At 54.2% G+C, this 15,492-nt stretch carries 14 protein-coding genes; 8 read left to right on the top strand and 6 right to left on the bottom strand.

Annotated features, from left to right (window positions below):
* Nucleotides 1-20: 20 nt before the first annotated feature.
* Together ET33_RS10260 and ET33_RS10255 are read right to left on the bottom strand one after the other, a co-directional pair.
* Nucleotides 21-1,034: an iron-hydroxamate ABC transporter substrate-binding protein gene (locus ET33_RS10260; RefSeq protein WP_036680305.1), complete on the bottom strand. Its 1,014-nt coding sequence runs from the start codon at nucleotides 1,032-1,034 to the stop codon at nucleotides 21-23.
* Nucleotides 1,035-1,262: 228 nt separating this feature from the next.
* Nucleotides 1,263-1,718: an S-ribosylhomocysteine lyase gene (locus ET33_RS10255; RefSeq protein WP_036680303.1), complete on the bottom strand. Its 456-nt coding sequence runs from the start codon at nucleotides 1,716-1,718 to the stop codon at nucleotides 1,263-1,265.
* Between the two features lie 234 nt (nucleotides 1,719-1,952).
* Here ET33_RS10255 and ET33_RS10250 point away from each other — a divergent pair, with 234 nt between their 5' ends.
* Entirely contained in the window at nucleotides 1,953-2,441 is a 489-nt protein-coding gene (locus ET33_RS10250; protein WP_036680300.1) for an SRPBCC family protein, read from the top strand.
* 52 nt (nucleotides 2,442-2,493) lie between these two features.
* Here ET33_RS10250 and ET33_RS10245 read toward each other — a convergent pair whose 3' ends face one another.
* From ET33_RS10245 to ET33_RS10230, 4 genes are all read right to left on the bottom strand, one after another.
* Nucleotides 2,494-3,042 (bottom strand): SMI1/KNR4 family protein, encoded by a 549-nt coding sequence (locus ET33_RS10245; protein ID WP_036680297.1) that lies wholly within the window; start codon nucleotides 3,040-3,042, stop codon nucleotides 2,494-2,496.
* 124 nt (nucleotides 3,043-3,166) lie between these two features.
* A complete protein-coding gene (locus ET33_RS10240; RefSeq protein ID WP_036680295.1) occupies nucleotides 3,167-4,522 on the bottom strand; it encodes a DHHW family protein in 1,356 nt (451 codons plus the stop codon).
* Nucleotides 4,523-4,535: 13 nt separating this feature from the next.
* Nucleotides 4,536-5,948 (bottom strand): MBOAT family O-acyltransferase, encoded by a 1,413-nt coding sequence (locus ET33_RS10235; protein ID WP_036680292.1) that lies wholly within the window; start codon nucleotides 5,946-5,948, stop codon nucleotides 4,536-4,538.
* A gap of 123 nt (nucleotides 5,949-6,071) precedes the next feature.
* Entirely contained in the window at nucleotides 6,072-6,779 is a 708-nt protein-coding gene (locus ET33_RS10230) for a DUF421 domain-containing protein (RefSeq protein WP_036680290.1), read from the bottom strand.
* Between the two features lie 209 nt (nucleotides 6,780-6,988).
* On the opposite strand from ET33_RS10230, the gene ET33_RS10225 reads away from it, so the two are divergent.
* The 7 genes from ET33_RS10225 to ET33_RS10195 all read left to right on the top strand — a co-directional run bounded on the left by ET33_RS10225 (nucleotide 6,989) and on the right by ET33_RS10195 (nucleotide 15,465).
* Nucleotides 6,989-9,325 (top strand): glycoside hydrolase, encoded by a 2,337-nt coding sequence (locus ET33_RS10225; protein WP_036680287.1) that lies wholly within the window; start codon nucleotides 6,989-6,991, stop codon nucleotides 9,323-9,325.
* A gap of 46 nt (nucleotides 9,326-9,371) precedes the next feature.
* Complete coding sequence (locus ET33_RS10220; RefSeq protein ID WP_036680284.1) at nucleotides 9,372-10,019, top strand: response regulator transcription factor; 648 nt, start codon at nucleotides 9,372-9,374, stop codon at nucleotides 10,017-10,019.
* Nucleotides 10,012-11,418, top strand: a complete 1,407-nt coding sequence (locus tag ET33_RS10215) for a sensor histidine kinase (protein ID WP_051775257.1) — start codon at nucleotides 10,012-10,014, stop codon at nucleotides 11,416-11,418. The genes ET33_RS10220 and ET33_RS10215 overlap by 8 nt, the downstream gene beginning before the upstream one ends.
* 72 nt (nucleotides 11,419-11,490) lie before the next feature.
* Nucleotides 11,491-12,684, top strand: coding sequence for an MFS transporter (locus ET33_RS10210; protein WP_036680281.1), 1,194 nt, complete (start codon nucleotides 11,491-11,493; stop codon nucleotides 12,682-12,684).
* A 90-nt stretch (nucleotides 12,685-12,774) separates the two neighbouring features.
* Entirely contained in the window at nucleotides 12,775-13,725 is a 951-nt protein-coding gene (locus ET33_RS10205) for an ABC transporter ATP-binding protein (RefSeq protein ID WP_152570615.1), read from the top strand.
* A 13-nt stretch (nucleotides 13,726-13,738) separates the two neighbouring features.
* A complete protein-coding gene (locus ET33_RS10200) occupies nucleotides 13,739-14,485 on the top strand; it encodes an ABC transporter permease (RefSeq protein WP_036680278.1) in 747 nt (248 codons plus the stop codon).
* Complete coding sequence (locus ET33_RS10195) at nucleotides 14,482-15,465, top strand: ABC transporter permease (RefSeq protein ID WP_036680275.1); 984 nt, start codon at nucleotides 14,482-14,484, stop codon at nucleotides 15,463-15,465. The genes ET33_RS10200 and ET33_RS10195 overlap by 4 nt, the downstream gene beginning before the upstream one ends.
* Nucleotides 15,466-15,492 lie beyond the last annotated feature (27 nt).

The raw sequence follows: 15,492 nt of genomic DNA, 5'->3' as shown, positions 1-15,492 counted from the left end.
TTTGTGACGAACAGGCTGTCTCAGTTCTTTTTCGCTTTGTTCTCTGCGGTTCTTGTAAGCAGCATGTCCACAAAGAGGTCGATCTGTTCCGTGATGGCAATCGGATCGTACCGGTAAAACGTATCATAGTCATTCATGAACAACGTATTGTTCTTAACCGCATTCAGACCTTGCCACACCGACGAAGCCTGCAGCTGCTTCAAAGCTTCGCCTTTTTTCTCCGGGTCGTAGGTCGTCAGAAACATGTAGTCGGCCGCATATTTAGGCAGCACCTCCATCGACAGCTGCACGGAGCCGATATTGCCTTTAATTTCCGAACGGGCCAAGTCCGGCATCTTCAGCCCCAGTGCGTTATATACCGTTTGGCCGCCCCGTCCGGCATTGTCCCCAAATATCCATAGGGTGCCTTTATCGGTCAACTCGTAAAGCCCGACGATGGCGTTTGGATCGATGACCCCTTTCAATTTCTCGCGGCCTTGCGCCGCCTTTTGATCGAATGCCTTGATAAATTGCTCTGCTTTTTGCGGTTCGCCGACAATATCGCCGAACAGTTTCACCGTTTCGTAAATGTTGGATGTCGTGCCGTAAGGGATATGTAGGGTAGGAGCGATTTTGGACAACTCTTCATAGTTTTTGTCATACATAACGACGATCAGGTCAGGAGCAAGCTCCAGCGTTTTCTCCACATTCACCGGTGTGCCTACGTCGACGGCTCCTGTGAGAAGCTTCTTCAGAAACGGATTGTCGAAGGTGGTAGGTTCGACGCCGACCACATTGGCGCCTACGGATAGCAACTCGCCGCCGTAAAAATCCGTGATGATCCGTTTAGGTTTTGCCGGGATGTTGATATTGCCTTTGACCGTGGAAAAGCTGCGGGTTGCGGCAGCGGGAGCTTCCTTGGACGGCTCCTTGGCAGCCTGCTTGGCCGGGGCGGGATCGCCGGCGGTCGTTGCCGTACCGCTGCAAGCGGAGAGCAGCGTAACGAGAAACAAATAAATGAGGCCTGCGGCCCAAAGCGGTTTGTTCTTAAACATTATTTCCCTCCGTAGATTCTATAAAGTGAAAATGAGAATCATTATCGGTAAAGATCATATCAAAAATGATTCTCAATCGTCAATAGAAATCGGAGAGTCTGTCTGTCTCGTTGAACGGACCGACGTCCTGTAGAATGGCAGTAAAAAGGCAGCCCGCTTCCCCGGGGAGACGGACTGCAATAAGGTACCGGCCTTCAATTTCAATTCATCGTCATGCCGCCCGTGACATTAAGCGCGGAACGGATCGTCGCTGATGCCGGCCTGAAGAACGATTTTGGCATATTCCTGCGCACTGAACAACGAATGATCCTTATAATTGCCGCATTCCAAGGCTGAGACGGCAGGCACCGTTTCCGTTGCGACGACCTTCTTCAGCACGTTCGTCAAAGCGGCGGCAATGTCCGCCGGCTTATGCTCATCCCAGATGATCATATAAAATCCGGTTCGGCAGCCCATCGGAGAGATGTCGATGACGCCTGTCAATTCGTCGCGCAAATAGGTGGCAAGCAAATACTCCAGCGTATGTACGGCGGCCGTAGGCAGAGCTTCTTGATTCGGCTGCAGGAAGCGCAGGTCATATTTCTGAATGGTGCTTCCTTTTCCGTTCTTATCCGTGCCGGCCAGACGGACGTACGGCGCTTTGACGAGCGTATGATCCAATTCGAAGCTTTCGACTTTAGCCATGGGTATTCTTCCTTTCGCTGCATTTGTTATTCAAAGTATCACAATCGGAATTATAAGTAAATAGGCCGGCTACAAAATTAAATACGGTGTCAGCCCAAGCGAGCCTGCGATCCGTTTCTTCGATGTGGTATGAAATAACCGCCAAATGGTAATATAAAACGGGGAAAGCAGTCATTGCGGTCTGACAAGCTTTGACTGTTGTGAGCGATATTATACGTACGGAGGGGATAGAACATGTTAGCTTCCATTCAACAAGCGGACGGCGGGTATACGGCCCGTTTCGAGCGTCATCTGAAGCATTCCGTCGATCAAGTATGGTCGGTTCTTACTGAGAACGATCGGCTTGCCGAGTGGTTTCCCCAGCTTCGGATCGATGAGCTGTGCGAAGGCGGGTTGATCAAGTTCGACATGCAGGACGGAACCTTCAAAGAGCTTACGATTACCGATCTTGCCATGCATTCGATACTCGGCTACACCTGGGGCGAGGACCGCGTTCGCTTTGAGCTGTACCCGGAGCCGGAAGGCTGCCTGCTGGTTCTCGTCGAGCAGCTTCATAAGATCACCGGCCATACCTCCAAGGATCTGGCCGGCTGGCACGTATGTCTGGATGTTATCGACGCGCTTTTGTCAGGCCGGGCAACCGGGTTCCGGAAAGAGGAGTGGAAAACATGGCACGAGCAGTACGTCCGGATCTTGACGCCACTAGGAAGTGCCGACGAATAGAGAGAGAGGATTTCATGCGTTATACGTTTAAACGGCTGCTCACAGGGGAGCCTTAATCCAGCTCCTCATCCATCGACGTGGTTCCCCTGCATAGCTCCGGGAACGAACGGGCGACTTGCTTGCAATCCTCATAGCCCAGATTGCCGGAATGCGCCGCCAAGATCGGATACTCGTCCTCGTTCATGTCTTCTCTCATATCCAAAATATAATGATTCCCGCAGCCGTCCATCCCGATAGAGACGGAGCCGGCCATGTATTCGGGAAATTCGTACGCTAAGTTGTATTCTCTCAATTCCTTCGTGCCGAAAAATTGAAAATAGCGCTCTCCGGTTTGAAATTCCCCGCCGTTCGAATAGCGCAAAAAGTCCAGATAGCTGTCCGGCAGCTTCTTCTGCGGCAGGTCCCACAATGACGGATCAAAAGGCTTGTATTGCGCATGAAGCGGATGATTCGCAGGAAAAGGATTCGTCTGCCGCTCCGCAATCTCAGCGATTTCTTGCGGCGACAGCTTCTCGTTCCACGTCTTGACTAAGCGATCAAGCTCCTCTTCAGTCGCTCCCTCCCGCATAAGATATGGCATATCAAAAACGCTGCTCCACATAGACAATTTCCCCCAATAGTACGCTGCTCCCGATTATGTCAGCCTATTATATAGTACAACGAAGCCGGGCATCAACTCGTTGAACGCTAATGGGGGATCAAAGGCATACACCGGCACTGGGACATTATTTTGCCGCCGCCCCAGGAGTCGTCAGCAGCTTGCCGATTTGCTGCGAAAAGCCGTCGTACATCGCGACTTCCGTATTGTTGAGGAACAGCAGCTCGCGGATTTGGCGCTTTTTCAAAAAAGGAACGAGCGGCTGTTCGAACTGACGCGGATCGATGACGTAAATTTCCTTATAGTGCGGCAGCAAAAAAGGAATCAGCGCGTTGCCGTACGAATCTTTGACGACGGCGACCCGGCGGCCGCTCTCGGCTTCGGTCTTAATGAGGCCCCAAGGCCGGTCGCCGCTCAGAAAGATCCGGTATTTGTTCTTTTTGGCCGCATGGCTCTTGTCCAGCAGCTCCATCCGCAGCGGAGCGGCGTAATGCACCGCATATTCGTGCTTGACGAACGGCTTGTACAGCACAAGGGTATCTGGAACCTTCTGAAGCTGGGTGCTCAGGGTCGCGGAATATAAGGAGCCCAGAAAGCCCGTTACGTTCTCCGTTTCATAGCGGGCCAGCGGCACGGGCGGGACGCCTTGCGCATTCATGAAAGCCTCGTAAGCGTAGTAGGCGCCGGTCGCGGTCCAGTGATGATCCGTACGGAAATACAGAGGCTCCTGCTTATGGGCGTTCAGGGAGGACCATGCGTCAATCGTCTTCACTTGCGGATGAAGCCGCTTGTAGACATCCTCGATCGTTTGGCGCTGGGAGTCCGACAACGATTTCAGCGAAGCTCCGGACACCCATTCCGCTGCGGTTGGCGCGATAAGCACGAAGGTGGCTGCTTCGCCGCCCTGCGCAAGCGAGAATTCGTCGCGGAAACGGTTTACGGTATCGGCATAGGCTTGTCCGGCGGCAGGATCGCAGGTAAACAGATTCACCGCTTTGCTGCCAATGACCAGCACTTTTCCGATGACGCGTCCCTTCTCCTTAGAGGCGGAGGCCTCTTGAGATGCGCCTTCGACGGCACGCGGGGCCTCGGGAACCGTTGTCCGGGGGGCTGCTTCAATCGAAGAAGCGGAGGCGGTCCGCTCCTGGGCAGGGGCAGCGTTCGCCCCGCCGGTATTGTTTGCTTGGGACGCGATCAGGACGGCATGCTCCCCGCCTGACAAGCCGCGCCAAGAGGCAACCTTTTGGCCGGCGCTGACCAGGGAGTCGCGATAAGCGACGTGGTCCGCCCAGTAATTTTCCAGTTGGCGGAAATACGTACCGGACTTCAATTCGCCAAGCGACCAGCGGGGGAGCGAAGCCAAGGCCCGGTTTTCCGTCTCCGAGACGGCATGGCCCAAGCCGAACGCATAGAGCGAGGAAACCGTCCCTGCGCATAAGAAAGCGAGAAATAATCCGATTTGCAGCCAATGTCCGAAACGCATGGCAAGCCTCCGATCAGAACCGAAAGTAGAAGAAGGGGGAATACGTTTTCCCGACCAACAGCAAAGCGGACACTGTCAATATCGCCAAGCAGGCGAGAGGGACCAAGGTATTCGCATACAGACCGCGCGCGAAGCCAGGGCGCATATGTGCCGCAAGCCTCCGGTGAAGGACGGCCGGAAGCGGCGTAGCGGCGATGACGGCGATCGGCAGCAGGAACAAATGATTTTGCAAATGAAAAGCCAATTCCGCGTTCGCCAACGGAGCCGATGCGAATCCGAGCATGACCCGCAAGTAAACCAACCCCCGGCTTATGGACTCGAAGTAAAAAAACACCCACCCGATCAGGACGACAGCCAGAAAATAAATATGGGACGCAAGGTTGGGAAGCAGCGACAGGATGCGGAAAAGAAAGCTTCGCTCCATCGCGATGAAAACGCCGAAATAGACGCCCCACAGCACATAGTTCCAGCTGGCACCGTGCCATAGTCCGGTCAGAAACCACACGGCAAACAGGTTGAACGCCGGATTTCGGCGATTGCCCCCGAGCGGAATGTAGACGTAATCCCGGAAAAAACGGCCGACGGAGATGTTCCAGCGCCTCCAGAACTCGCTTGCGCTGCGGGAGACGTAAGGGTAATTGAAATTTTCCTTGAAATGGAAGCCGAACATCCGGCCGAGGCCGATCGCCATATCCGAATACCCGGAGAAATCGAAATAGATTTGCAGTGCGAACAGAACGATGCCGAACCATGCGCCCAGCAGCGAAAGCTTGCCGAGATCCCCGTCCAGGAACACGGTGGAAATATCGGCAAGCGTATTGGCCAGCACGACTTTTTTGCCCAAGCCGACGACGAAGCGTGCGATTCCGGTGCTGAACCCTTCCAGCGTAATCCGGCGGCGGCTTAGCTGCTCTTGAACGTCTGCGTAACGAATAATCGGACCGGCGACCAGTTGGGGAAACAGTGAAATATACAGCAGGAGCTTCGAATAGGAGCGCAGCGCCGGGGCATCCCCCCGATACACATCGACCAGATAAGAGATGAGGTGAAAGGTGAAGAAGGAGATGCCGATAGGAAGACCGGGATCGCGGAACGGTACGGGAAAAGGCAGGACATGCTGAAGCGTCTGCACAAGAAAACCGGTATATTTGAAATAAACGAGCACGCCGACTTGAAAAACAAGCGCTGCGACCATCGCGGTCTTCGCCATACGGCGGCCGCGGCCCCGTTCGATGAGAAGTCCTCCCATCCAACCGACAGCCACATTCAGCAGCAGAACCCCAATCCAGAGCGGCTCTCCCCAAGCGTAAAACAGCAAAGAAAATGCGAGAAGCACGGCATTTTTGGCCTTGTCCGGGGAGCAGAAATAGAGCAGAAGCACCAGGGGAAGAAAGGCAAAAAGAAAGACGAAGCTGGAAAAGACCACGGCAGGACATCCTCCTCGGATACGGTAACGGTAACAGTCTTTTCCTATATTGCTCCGAAATTCCATTCGTCATGCACTGAAAGAACCGGGTACGCACGGGATAGACGCCCTGACTGCAGACGTTTATTCTTTGTCTACGGGTTGGTATATCTGGTCATCGTACCGGTCGAAATGCAACTGCCCGTTCGTGCTTCTTACGGCATAACAGATGTCTTCGATGGCGAGGCCTCTCGATTGGGCTTGCGAAACAAGCCATTCTTCACTGATATGGTTTTGATGCAGATTGTCGGAAATGATCTGCCCGTCCATAATGAGCTCAACTGGAAACGACTGCTTGTTCATCTGCAGATTCATATCTTTGCGCGTCACGGGAAGGTATTCCGGTTTGCGCAGCACGGTGATCTTCCCGTTCAGCTCGAGCACGGCATATTGGACTTCTTCGATATTAAAAATATTTTTTTCCCTGAGCTCCTGATTTAAGGTGTCCATCGTCATTTTCAGCTTGCGCATATTGCTTTCCAGAATTTTGCCGTCTTCCATTATGACGGTCGGTTGACCGGAGACCCATTTGCGAATCGTCCGGCTCTTCAGCGCCAGAAACATCAGCAAATAGGCAATGCCGCTGAACGTGACGATGGCGATCAGCACCTGCCATCCGTTCATGGACGTATTAAAAGATAAATTCGCGGTCATAGCGCCCAAGGTAATCGTTACGACAAAATCATGATACGTCATCCGGGAAATCGTCGATTTTCCAAGAATGCGGGTAATGATCATCATGACGATGAAAGCCCCGGTAGACCTCAGTAAGGTATCGACAATATGTGCCATGCCCTGTCTCCTTATCTGCAATGCTAATGATCCTCAACTGCTCCATAGTATCGCCATCGTCGGGTGGGTTAATTCCAGAATAGGGAAGATGTGTAAGGGTGGTGCCGGGATCATCGGAAGCTTAGAACGTTTTATTTTGTCATACTGGCGTAACATAGCGAATTTAAGGTGAAGGAGGCTGATGCGATTAGCCGATTGTCGAAGGAGGCATGTTCATGAAGAAGAAAATCATCATTTGGAGCGTGGCGGCTGCCATGGCCGTCAGCATCTTGGCGGGGTGCGAGAGAGAAGAGGAGCAAGAGCGCATAAGCTCAACCTCTGCAAGCACGGTAGAGCGTAAGGACTTTACTTTTGACATCAATCCCGCAACGTTCGATCTTACGATTGAACAGGACGGCGTACGCGAACAGGCGGCGGCTCCCATGCCCGAGTCCAAGGTGACGGAGCTGAAGCGGGAGGCGGACAAGGTGGAATGGACTTACCCCGAGCGGAAGATGAAGGTCGCTCTCGAAAAGAAACCGGGCTATCTGGACATCACGCTTCAATCGACGGGGGCGGAGCGGTTCCAGTGGCCCAAGGTGAGCGCGGACAGCTATATTCTTCCATTATGGGAAGGCAAATTCGTTCCCGGCCGCGATGCGAACTGGAAGACATTTCTGCAGGACGAGACGATGACTTGGAGCGAGTCGTTCTCGATGAATTTTTTTGCGCTGAACAAGAAGCATTATTCCTTCGTGTACATCTTGAAGCAACCGTTTAATCATGAGGTGCACTTTGATACGAAGGACGACATTCAATTTCAGCTCGACCACGAATTTCCTTCCGTGAATCCGGATCGAACGTATGGCTTCCGCCTGTATGTTGCGGACAGCGACCCTGTACAAATCGCCGGACTGTACAAAAGCGTGCTGGAAGAGAAGTCCGCCATCGTCACGCTTGCGCAGAAAGCGAAGGCGAATCCGGAAATCGAAAAGCTGTATGGCGCGCCTCACATTTATTTGTGGAATAACGATCTGCTTACGCCGGAAGAGATCAACTGGCCCCAATGGAGAGCCGGTTTGAAAAGTCCGCTGTACCCTTGGGTTTCAAAGCTGCTAGCGCAATATACGGAGGATGGATCGAAGGAGTTCGATACCGTATTCAAGCAGGTGTCCGCTCAGGATCACGTCGAGAAATACCAGAAGTCGGTTATCGTTCGCGCGCTCAATCAAGTGCTGAAAATGAAGGAGCTTTACAACGCCGACGTATTTCAGCCGTCGGATGCGGTGGCCCGGCAGCTCATTCAGCAGGGCGTTGCGGCTCTAAGCGAGCAAAAGCTGTACCAGCTCAACAAAATGCTGTTAAAAAGCGTACTGCTGGACGCAGTTGGGCCCATCGAGGATTGGGGAAAAGCGAATTCGACCGATATCGTGCGCGAGATGTCGCAGCTTGGTATCAAGAAGGCATGGATCGGTCTGCCGAACTGGATTAACGGCCTGATGAACCCGAAGTTTGTGGAGCAGGCGGACCAAGCCGGTTACCTCGTCGCTCCGTATGATTCGTACCATTCCATCCACGACAAGGAAAATCGAGATTGGAATACCGCTTATTTTGGCGACGGACCGCTGTACGAGCAAGCGACGATTACGAACAAGAAGGGCGAGAAGGTCAAGGGCTTTCTGGGAAGAGGGCGCAAGCTGAATCCGACGTTGGCGCTTCCGCTTGTCAAGCAGCGCGTCCAAAGCATTATGCAGGACGGAATTTCGTACCGCTCCTGGTTCGTCGACGCCGATGCGACAGGTGAGATCTACGACGATTACTCGCCCGGGCATCCGACGACGCAAGAGCAGGACATGAAAGCCAGACTGGAGCGAATGGCCTATATCGCAAACGAGAAAAAAATGGTCGTCGGCTCGGAAACGGGGAACGATTTTGCCAGCGGGGTGATCGCCTTTGCCCACGGTCTGGAGACGCCGGTGATCAAGTGGGGCGATCCGGACATGCGGGTCAACAAGTCCAGCGAATACTACGTGGGCGGCTACTATTCGACGCAGGGCGGCATTCCGGAAAGGTACCGCAAACAGGTTCCGGTGAAGGAGCTGTATAAGCGCATTTATATCGACCCGGCTTACTCGCTGCCGCTCTACAAGCTGGTCTATAATGATTCGGTCATAACGACGCATCACTGGGAATGGGGCAGCTTCAAAATCAAGGATGCGGTCGTGGAGCGAATGATGACGGAGTTTCTGTATAACGTTCCGCCGCTGTACCATCTCGATCAGCAGCAATGGGCGAAGGATAAGCAAACGATTGCCGCTTATTTGAAGGAATGGGCACCGTTTCATCAGCAGGCCGTCACCCGTCCGATGACCGGCTTCCGCATTCTTACACCGGACCGGCTCGTGCAAAGCACAGCGTTCGGCAGCGACTTGAAGGTGATTGCCAACTATTCCGCCGCCGATTACCGGGATGAGCAGGGAACCGTAATCAAGCCGCGAACCGTCGTAATCTACGAAGGAGGGCACGGCAAGGCCATTGATCTGTCTGCTATAATGAAAGCGAGCTAGAGAATGGCGGCAAGTCGTTCCTTAGCGTACAAGGAGGCTGCAAGACATGAACGTATTGCTGGCGGACGATGAGCCGTTGATGCTGCAGATTTTAAGAACTTATTTCTCGAAGGAAGGGTTCGGCACGCTTCTGGCGCAGGACGGGGAAGAGGCGCTGGAGCTGTTTTATAACCATAAAGTGGATTTGGCGGTTCTCGATTGGATGATGCCGAAGAAGAGCGGGGTCGAGGTGTGCAAGGAAATCAAGCAATACAGCCAAACGAAGGTGCTGCTGCTCACGGCCAAGGGCGAGCAGGAAGACGAGTTCGTCGCTTTGAAATCGGGAGCGGACGATTACGTGCGCAAGCCGTTCGATCCGCGAATCCTGCTCATCCGGGCGCGAAAGCTGCTGCAGCTCACATCGAAGGTCAGGATCGGCGATTTGACCGTCGATCTGGAAGGTCATAAGATTTACCGGAGCGGGCAGGATGTGCAGGCGACGAATAAGGAGTTTCAGATGATGAAATTTTTGCTTGCCAACCAAGGACAGATCGTCACCCGCAAAATGCTGCTGGATCATGCATGGGGATTCGACTATTTCGGCGAGGAGCGCACGGTCGATACGCACATCCGCAGACTCCGCGAAAAGATCGGCGAGCATCGGATCAAGACCTACCGGGGGCTGGGCTACTGCCTTGAGCATGCCGATGAGTAAATTGAGCAGAAAGCTGATTCTGCGCATCGCGCTTGTCATATGCGCCGTATGCGCGCTTTCCATGGCTGCGAATACGTTCCTCCTGCCGGACTATTTTCTGTATCAGAAAAAGCTCAAGCTCGGCGAGCTGACCTCGCAGCTTGCCGTGATGGAATATCACGAGCTGGTGCCGCAGATCGAGCATCTGGAAGCGGAGCATCAAGTCACCATCGTATATGCTTCCTTGTCGGATACGACCGAAGGAGTGAACAGCTGGCTGAAGGAACGGTTGAATCGCAAGGGAATCACGCTTAGCAAGTTTTGGCTGACCGAGGAGAGCATGGCGAAGCTGCGCGAAGGCGGGAGGGTAAACAAAATCTATAACCAAAGCAAGCTGAAATCGAGCTACTTGGTTAATTTCTTCCCGGTTGGCGGCAATGTGTTTGCCGTCGGCGAGTCCATCTCGCACTCGTCGGATACGATCGGGATCGTCAACCGGTTCAATGCGTATCTATGGATCGGAGCGTTAATTCTCTTGATTCTGCTGTGCGCGTTATATGCGGCCCGGATCGTGAAGCCGTTGGCCCAGCTGAATGAAACGGCCGAGGCGATTTCGAATCTGTCGTTTACGAAGGCGGACATCAAGACGGGCGACGAAATCGAGTCGCTCGCGCACAGCATCAACCGGATGAGCGATAAACTGGAAGATGCGCACCGGGCGCTGGAGGCGAAAAATGCGAACCTGCGGAGATTCATTGCCGATATTTCCCATGAGCTGAAAACGCCGCTGTCGTTAATTCAGGTCTATGCGTCCGGGATGAAGGACGGCTTGGACGACGGAACCTACGCCGATGTGATCCGGAAGCAGAGCGAGGAAATGGCCGCGATGGTCGATAGGCTGCTGGAGCTGTCCCGATTGCAGACCGAACCGTACCGGTTCGAGCCGGTCGATTTCCGGCAGCTGCTCGCGGAGACGCTCGACGCCTACCGGCCGGCATTCCGGCAGCAAGGGCTGACGCTTGAAGTCGACGACCGTCTGCAGACGGAAGCGTGGGTATCGGCCGACCGGCAGAAGCTCGAATCCGTTCTGCATAATTTTGTGACCAATGCGATGAAATATACGACCGGCGAGCGGGTTGGCATCACGGTGGAAGCGAAGGCGAACTCCGTTTCGTTTCGGATTGCGAACGGCACGGAGATCGCCGAGGAAGCCGAATGGGCGTCGGTCTGGGAGCCGTTCTACGTGATGGAAAGCTCCCGGAGCAAGAAGTTTAGCGGCACCGGCTTGGGGCTGTCCATTGCCAGAACCATTTTGCAGAACCATCAGGCTTCCTTCGGCGCTCACGTGAGGGAAGGGATCGTCGAATTTGATTTCTCCTTACCGCTGCTCCGCGGAGGAAAAGAATCCGTCTTGCGTTAACAATAATCCGTTTGCAGGCGGTGAGCCATGCCGATTGCCATTGATAATGAATATCAATGGAGGGAGAGGCGTATGGAACCTAAACGCGTGATTTTTTTATCGTTAATGATTTGTTATGTCGGCTTTGGCATCATCAACCCCGTGCTGGCTCCGTTGATTCGCGAGATGGGGCTGGAGGAACGGCATGCCGGCTGGATCGTATCGGCTTCCGCGCTCGTCATGCTGTTCGTGGCGCCCGTATGGGGGCGGCAAAGCGACCGGTTCGGCCGAAAGCCGGTCATGATGATCGGACTGCTAGGCTTCGCGTTCAGTTTGTCGCTTTTCGCCTTGCTTGCCTGGCTGGGCATGCAGGGTACCATTCCGCTGACGCTGCTGTTCGTCATGCTGCTGATCTCACGGATGCTGTTCGGCCTGTTCGTTCCCGCGCTCACGTCATCCGGACAGGCGCTGATGGCCGACCTGACTTCCTTAAGCGAACGGTCGGCAGGCATGGCGATGATTGGAGCGGCGAGTGGGATCGGGTTTCTGATCGGACCGGCGATGGGTGCGGCGTTATCCGGCATTCATCTCGTGTTTCCGATCGGCGTAGCTGCGATGCTGTCGCTATTGACGGTGCTGCTGGTGTACAAGCGAATTCCTCGTCTGACACCGAAGACAGGCATCGGGCGCAGCAGCATCAGCCTGCGGAAACCGGGCATGCGGCCGTATTTGACGACCGCCTTGTGCCTCATGAGCGTCATGGTCATGCTGCAGGTGACGGCAGGCTTTTATGTGCAGGACAAGTTCGGGCTGGATGCCAAGGATACCGCCATGTGGGTAGGCATCGGCCTGTTGAGTATCGGTTTGGCGATGGCGCTGGTCCAGATGGCGATTCTTCGAAAACGTTCGTTCCCGCCGCGGGCGCTGCTTCGCATCGGGCTGCCCATCTTCGCGGTTGGATTACTCCTGCTGGTTTCCATTGATCATCTGGCCGGATTCGTGCTTTCGTTCGTGCTGCTCGGGATCGGGGGCGGATTCGCGATACCGGGGTATACCGCTGGGGTATCCATGGCTGCCGGAGAAGAGCGGCAGGGAGCGGCCGCCGGATTGACCGCCGCGGCAACCGGACTTGGAGCGTTGGCCGCGCCCATCGCCGGAACGGAGCTGTACCGGATTCAGCCGGAAGTGCCTTACTGGATCGCAATCCTTGTTATCGTGGCGCTGACGGCTTACGTCTGGAGCTCGCATCGCGGACTGCTGGGGACGATGAATCATAGCAAAACGTGAAGACAAATCTAAATCAACCGGACGAATCAACCGTTCGGTTGATTTGCTTTTTAACCGCTCCTTTTAAGATAGAAGTAAGGAGTGAGGAATATGCAGGAAACCATGAAACCGATTCTCGAAGTCAACGGTCTATCCAAGCGCTTCAAGGCACATCAAGCGTTAAAAGGAATATCATTTGCCGTGTACCCGGGGGAAATTCTTTGTTTTCTCGGTCCGAACGGCGCAGGCAAAAGCACGACGATCCATATTCTTTCGACGGCGTTGCAAGCGGACGCGGGCGAAATTCGTTTTCGCGGAACACCGGTAGCGCAGGAGACGAACGGCTTGAAGCGCAGTATCGGAATCGTGCCGCAGGATTTGGCGATTTACGAGGAAATCTCGGCCGAGCAGAACGTGCGCTTCTTCGCTTCGCTGTATGGATTGAAGGGAAAGGAGCTGCAGGAGCGGACGGAAGAAGCGCTTGCCTTCGTCGGCTTGTCCGACCGCAAAGACGACAAGCCGAAGACGTTCTCCGGCGGGATGAAGCGCCGGTTGAACATCGCCTGTGCGATCGCTCATCAACCGGAAGTGATTATCATGGACGAGCCGACGGTCGGCATCGATCCGCAATCGCGCAACCACATTCTGGATTCGATCCGTCAGCTACGCGAGCAGGGCGCGACGATTTTATACACGACGCATTATATGGAGGAGGTTGAGGAAATCTCCACTCGCATTATTATTATCGATCATGGCGAAATCATCGCCTCCGGAACCAAGGAAGAGCTGAAGGACCGGTTGGCCGGCGAGAAGCTGTATGAAATTGTCGTCGACAGGACCGAAGGCTTGAATCCGGATGAACTGTACGGGATCAGCGGGGTGAAGCAGGTGCGGGCAGTCGACAACTTGCTGCGCATCATGACGGTAAGCGGGATCGACAATCTGGATCAGATCATCGTCCATCTGATGCAAAGCGGCATCAAAATCCAACACTTGACGAGTTCTGCGGCGAGCCTGGAGTCCGTGTTCCTTCAAATTACCGGACGCAAGCTGCGGGATTAAAGGGGGCGGGGAGATGTATTCGTTTTACGTTATTTTGAAACGGGACTTCATCAATCTGGCGCTCAACCCGGTTCTTTTGTTGACCAATACGGTATTTCCGCTGCTGCTTGTGCTGGTCCTCGGTTATTTAAGCAACGGCGTATACAGCGGCGAAGCCATGAATGGCTACGATTATTACGGCGTGACGATCATGGTGTACACGGCTGTGAACGTATCGATGACGGCTGCGAACAGCTTTTTGGAACGGACCCTCAAGTCGAGCAATCTGCGTACTTTGTACTCGCCGATCCCGCGTGCCTTCGTCTACCTCTCGAAAATTACAGCGACGGTTCTGTTTTGCGGCCTATCTATGCTCATCACGTTGGCCGTGCTGAACTGGGGAATGGGCATTCATCTGGGCGGTGTGGACATTGGGTATGTGGCCGCACTGCTGCTTTTGCTGATGCTCATGTCGGCCGCGCTCGGCGTTTGGTTGTGCTGTTTGTTTAAAAGCGAAGAGGCTTCGAACAAATTATTAAGTATGATCAACAATGTGCTTGCTCTTCTCGGTGGCTTATTTTTCCAGTTGGACGGACTCGGCGAAACGGTAGCGAAGGTGTCCTACTTCTCCCCGGTCAAATGGGTATCGGAAGCGATATTCCGTATCATCTACGATCATGATCCCGCATTGTTTGCGACTGCCGCCGTGGTGATGCTGGGTGCAACCGCGCTGCTGCTGCTTGGCTGTAAACTGACATTCAAGACGGAGGATTACGTATGAGAACGATCGTCGATCTTTATATGAACAACTTTCGTCGGATGTGGAGCCGCAAAGGCATCCTGCTGCTCGTTCTGGCGTTTTCGCTGCTGGCCTTGTCGCTGGCCGTCTATTTTACCGCGAAGTTCGAGGTGCGGGGGCATTTGGCTTGGATCGGAAACGGATCGTCAGAAGTCGTTAAGCCGCAAGGCTTCCAAGTGACCGAGCTGAAGGAGGCTCCCCGCAAGTCGGCTTTGGTACGCGGGCAGTATGACGCCATCGTCTTCGATGAGGGGAACGGACAGTACCGGATCGAGACGCTCAAAAACGAGGAATTTCGGCAGCTTGTGCTGCAAGCTATCCAGCATCCGGAGCAAGTGCGGCCGGACCCGTCGAAGCGGGGTGTCGGTACGAATGTCGCCGGCTTCCTCCTGATGTTTCTGATGCTGGAAGGGCTGCTGTTTATGAATTTGTTCACGGAGGACAAGGAAAACGGCACGTTCAAGCGGGTGATCGTATCGTCCGTCGGGATCGGGCGGTATATGGCCGCGCAGGCCCTCTTTACTTTCTCGTTTGTGTATGTGCCGACCTATGCGACGATTGCCGTGATCAAGCTGGCGTTCGGGGTAGACATCGGGTTCTCGCTGGCCGCATACGCCGGACTCTTAGCCGTACCGGTAGCTCTCGGAACTGCCTTTGCCTGGTTTCTTCTGGCCTGCATCGAAAAGCTGGATAACGCCATGCCGCTGGCGTCGACGATCATTTTGCTCACCTCGCTGTTATCGGGGAGCTTCGGCAGCAGAACGGCGGAGTATGGGTTCATGTATTGGATCACCGGCCTGCTTCCGCAAAAACGCTTCCTTGAGCTGGTCAGCGGTCTTGAGCGGAACGAGGGGATATTCGCTTATGCGGGTCAGCTCGGGTACGTGCTCGCCTTGACGCTTATTCTGCTTCTGGCCGGACTCGCGGTCGTCCGGCGCCGTGTTCGCGAAGGCTGCTACTAAATACCCGGTCATTTATGTTATGATAAT

The sequence above is a fragment of the Paenibacillus tyrphae genome (assembly GCF_000722545.1).
Taxonomy (GTDB): Bacteria; Bacillota; Bacilli; order Paenibacillales; family NBRC-103111; genus Paenibacillus_G; species Paenibacillus_G tyrfis.
Note: the sequence above shows the minus strand (reverse complement) of the source record. Positions and strands in the feature narration are given on the sequence as shown.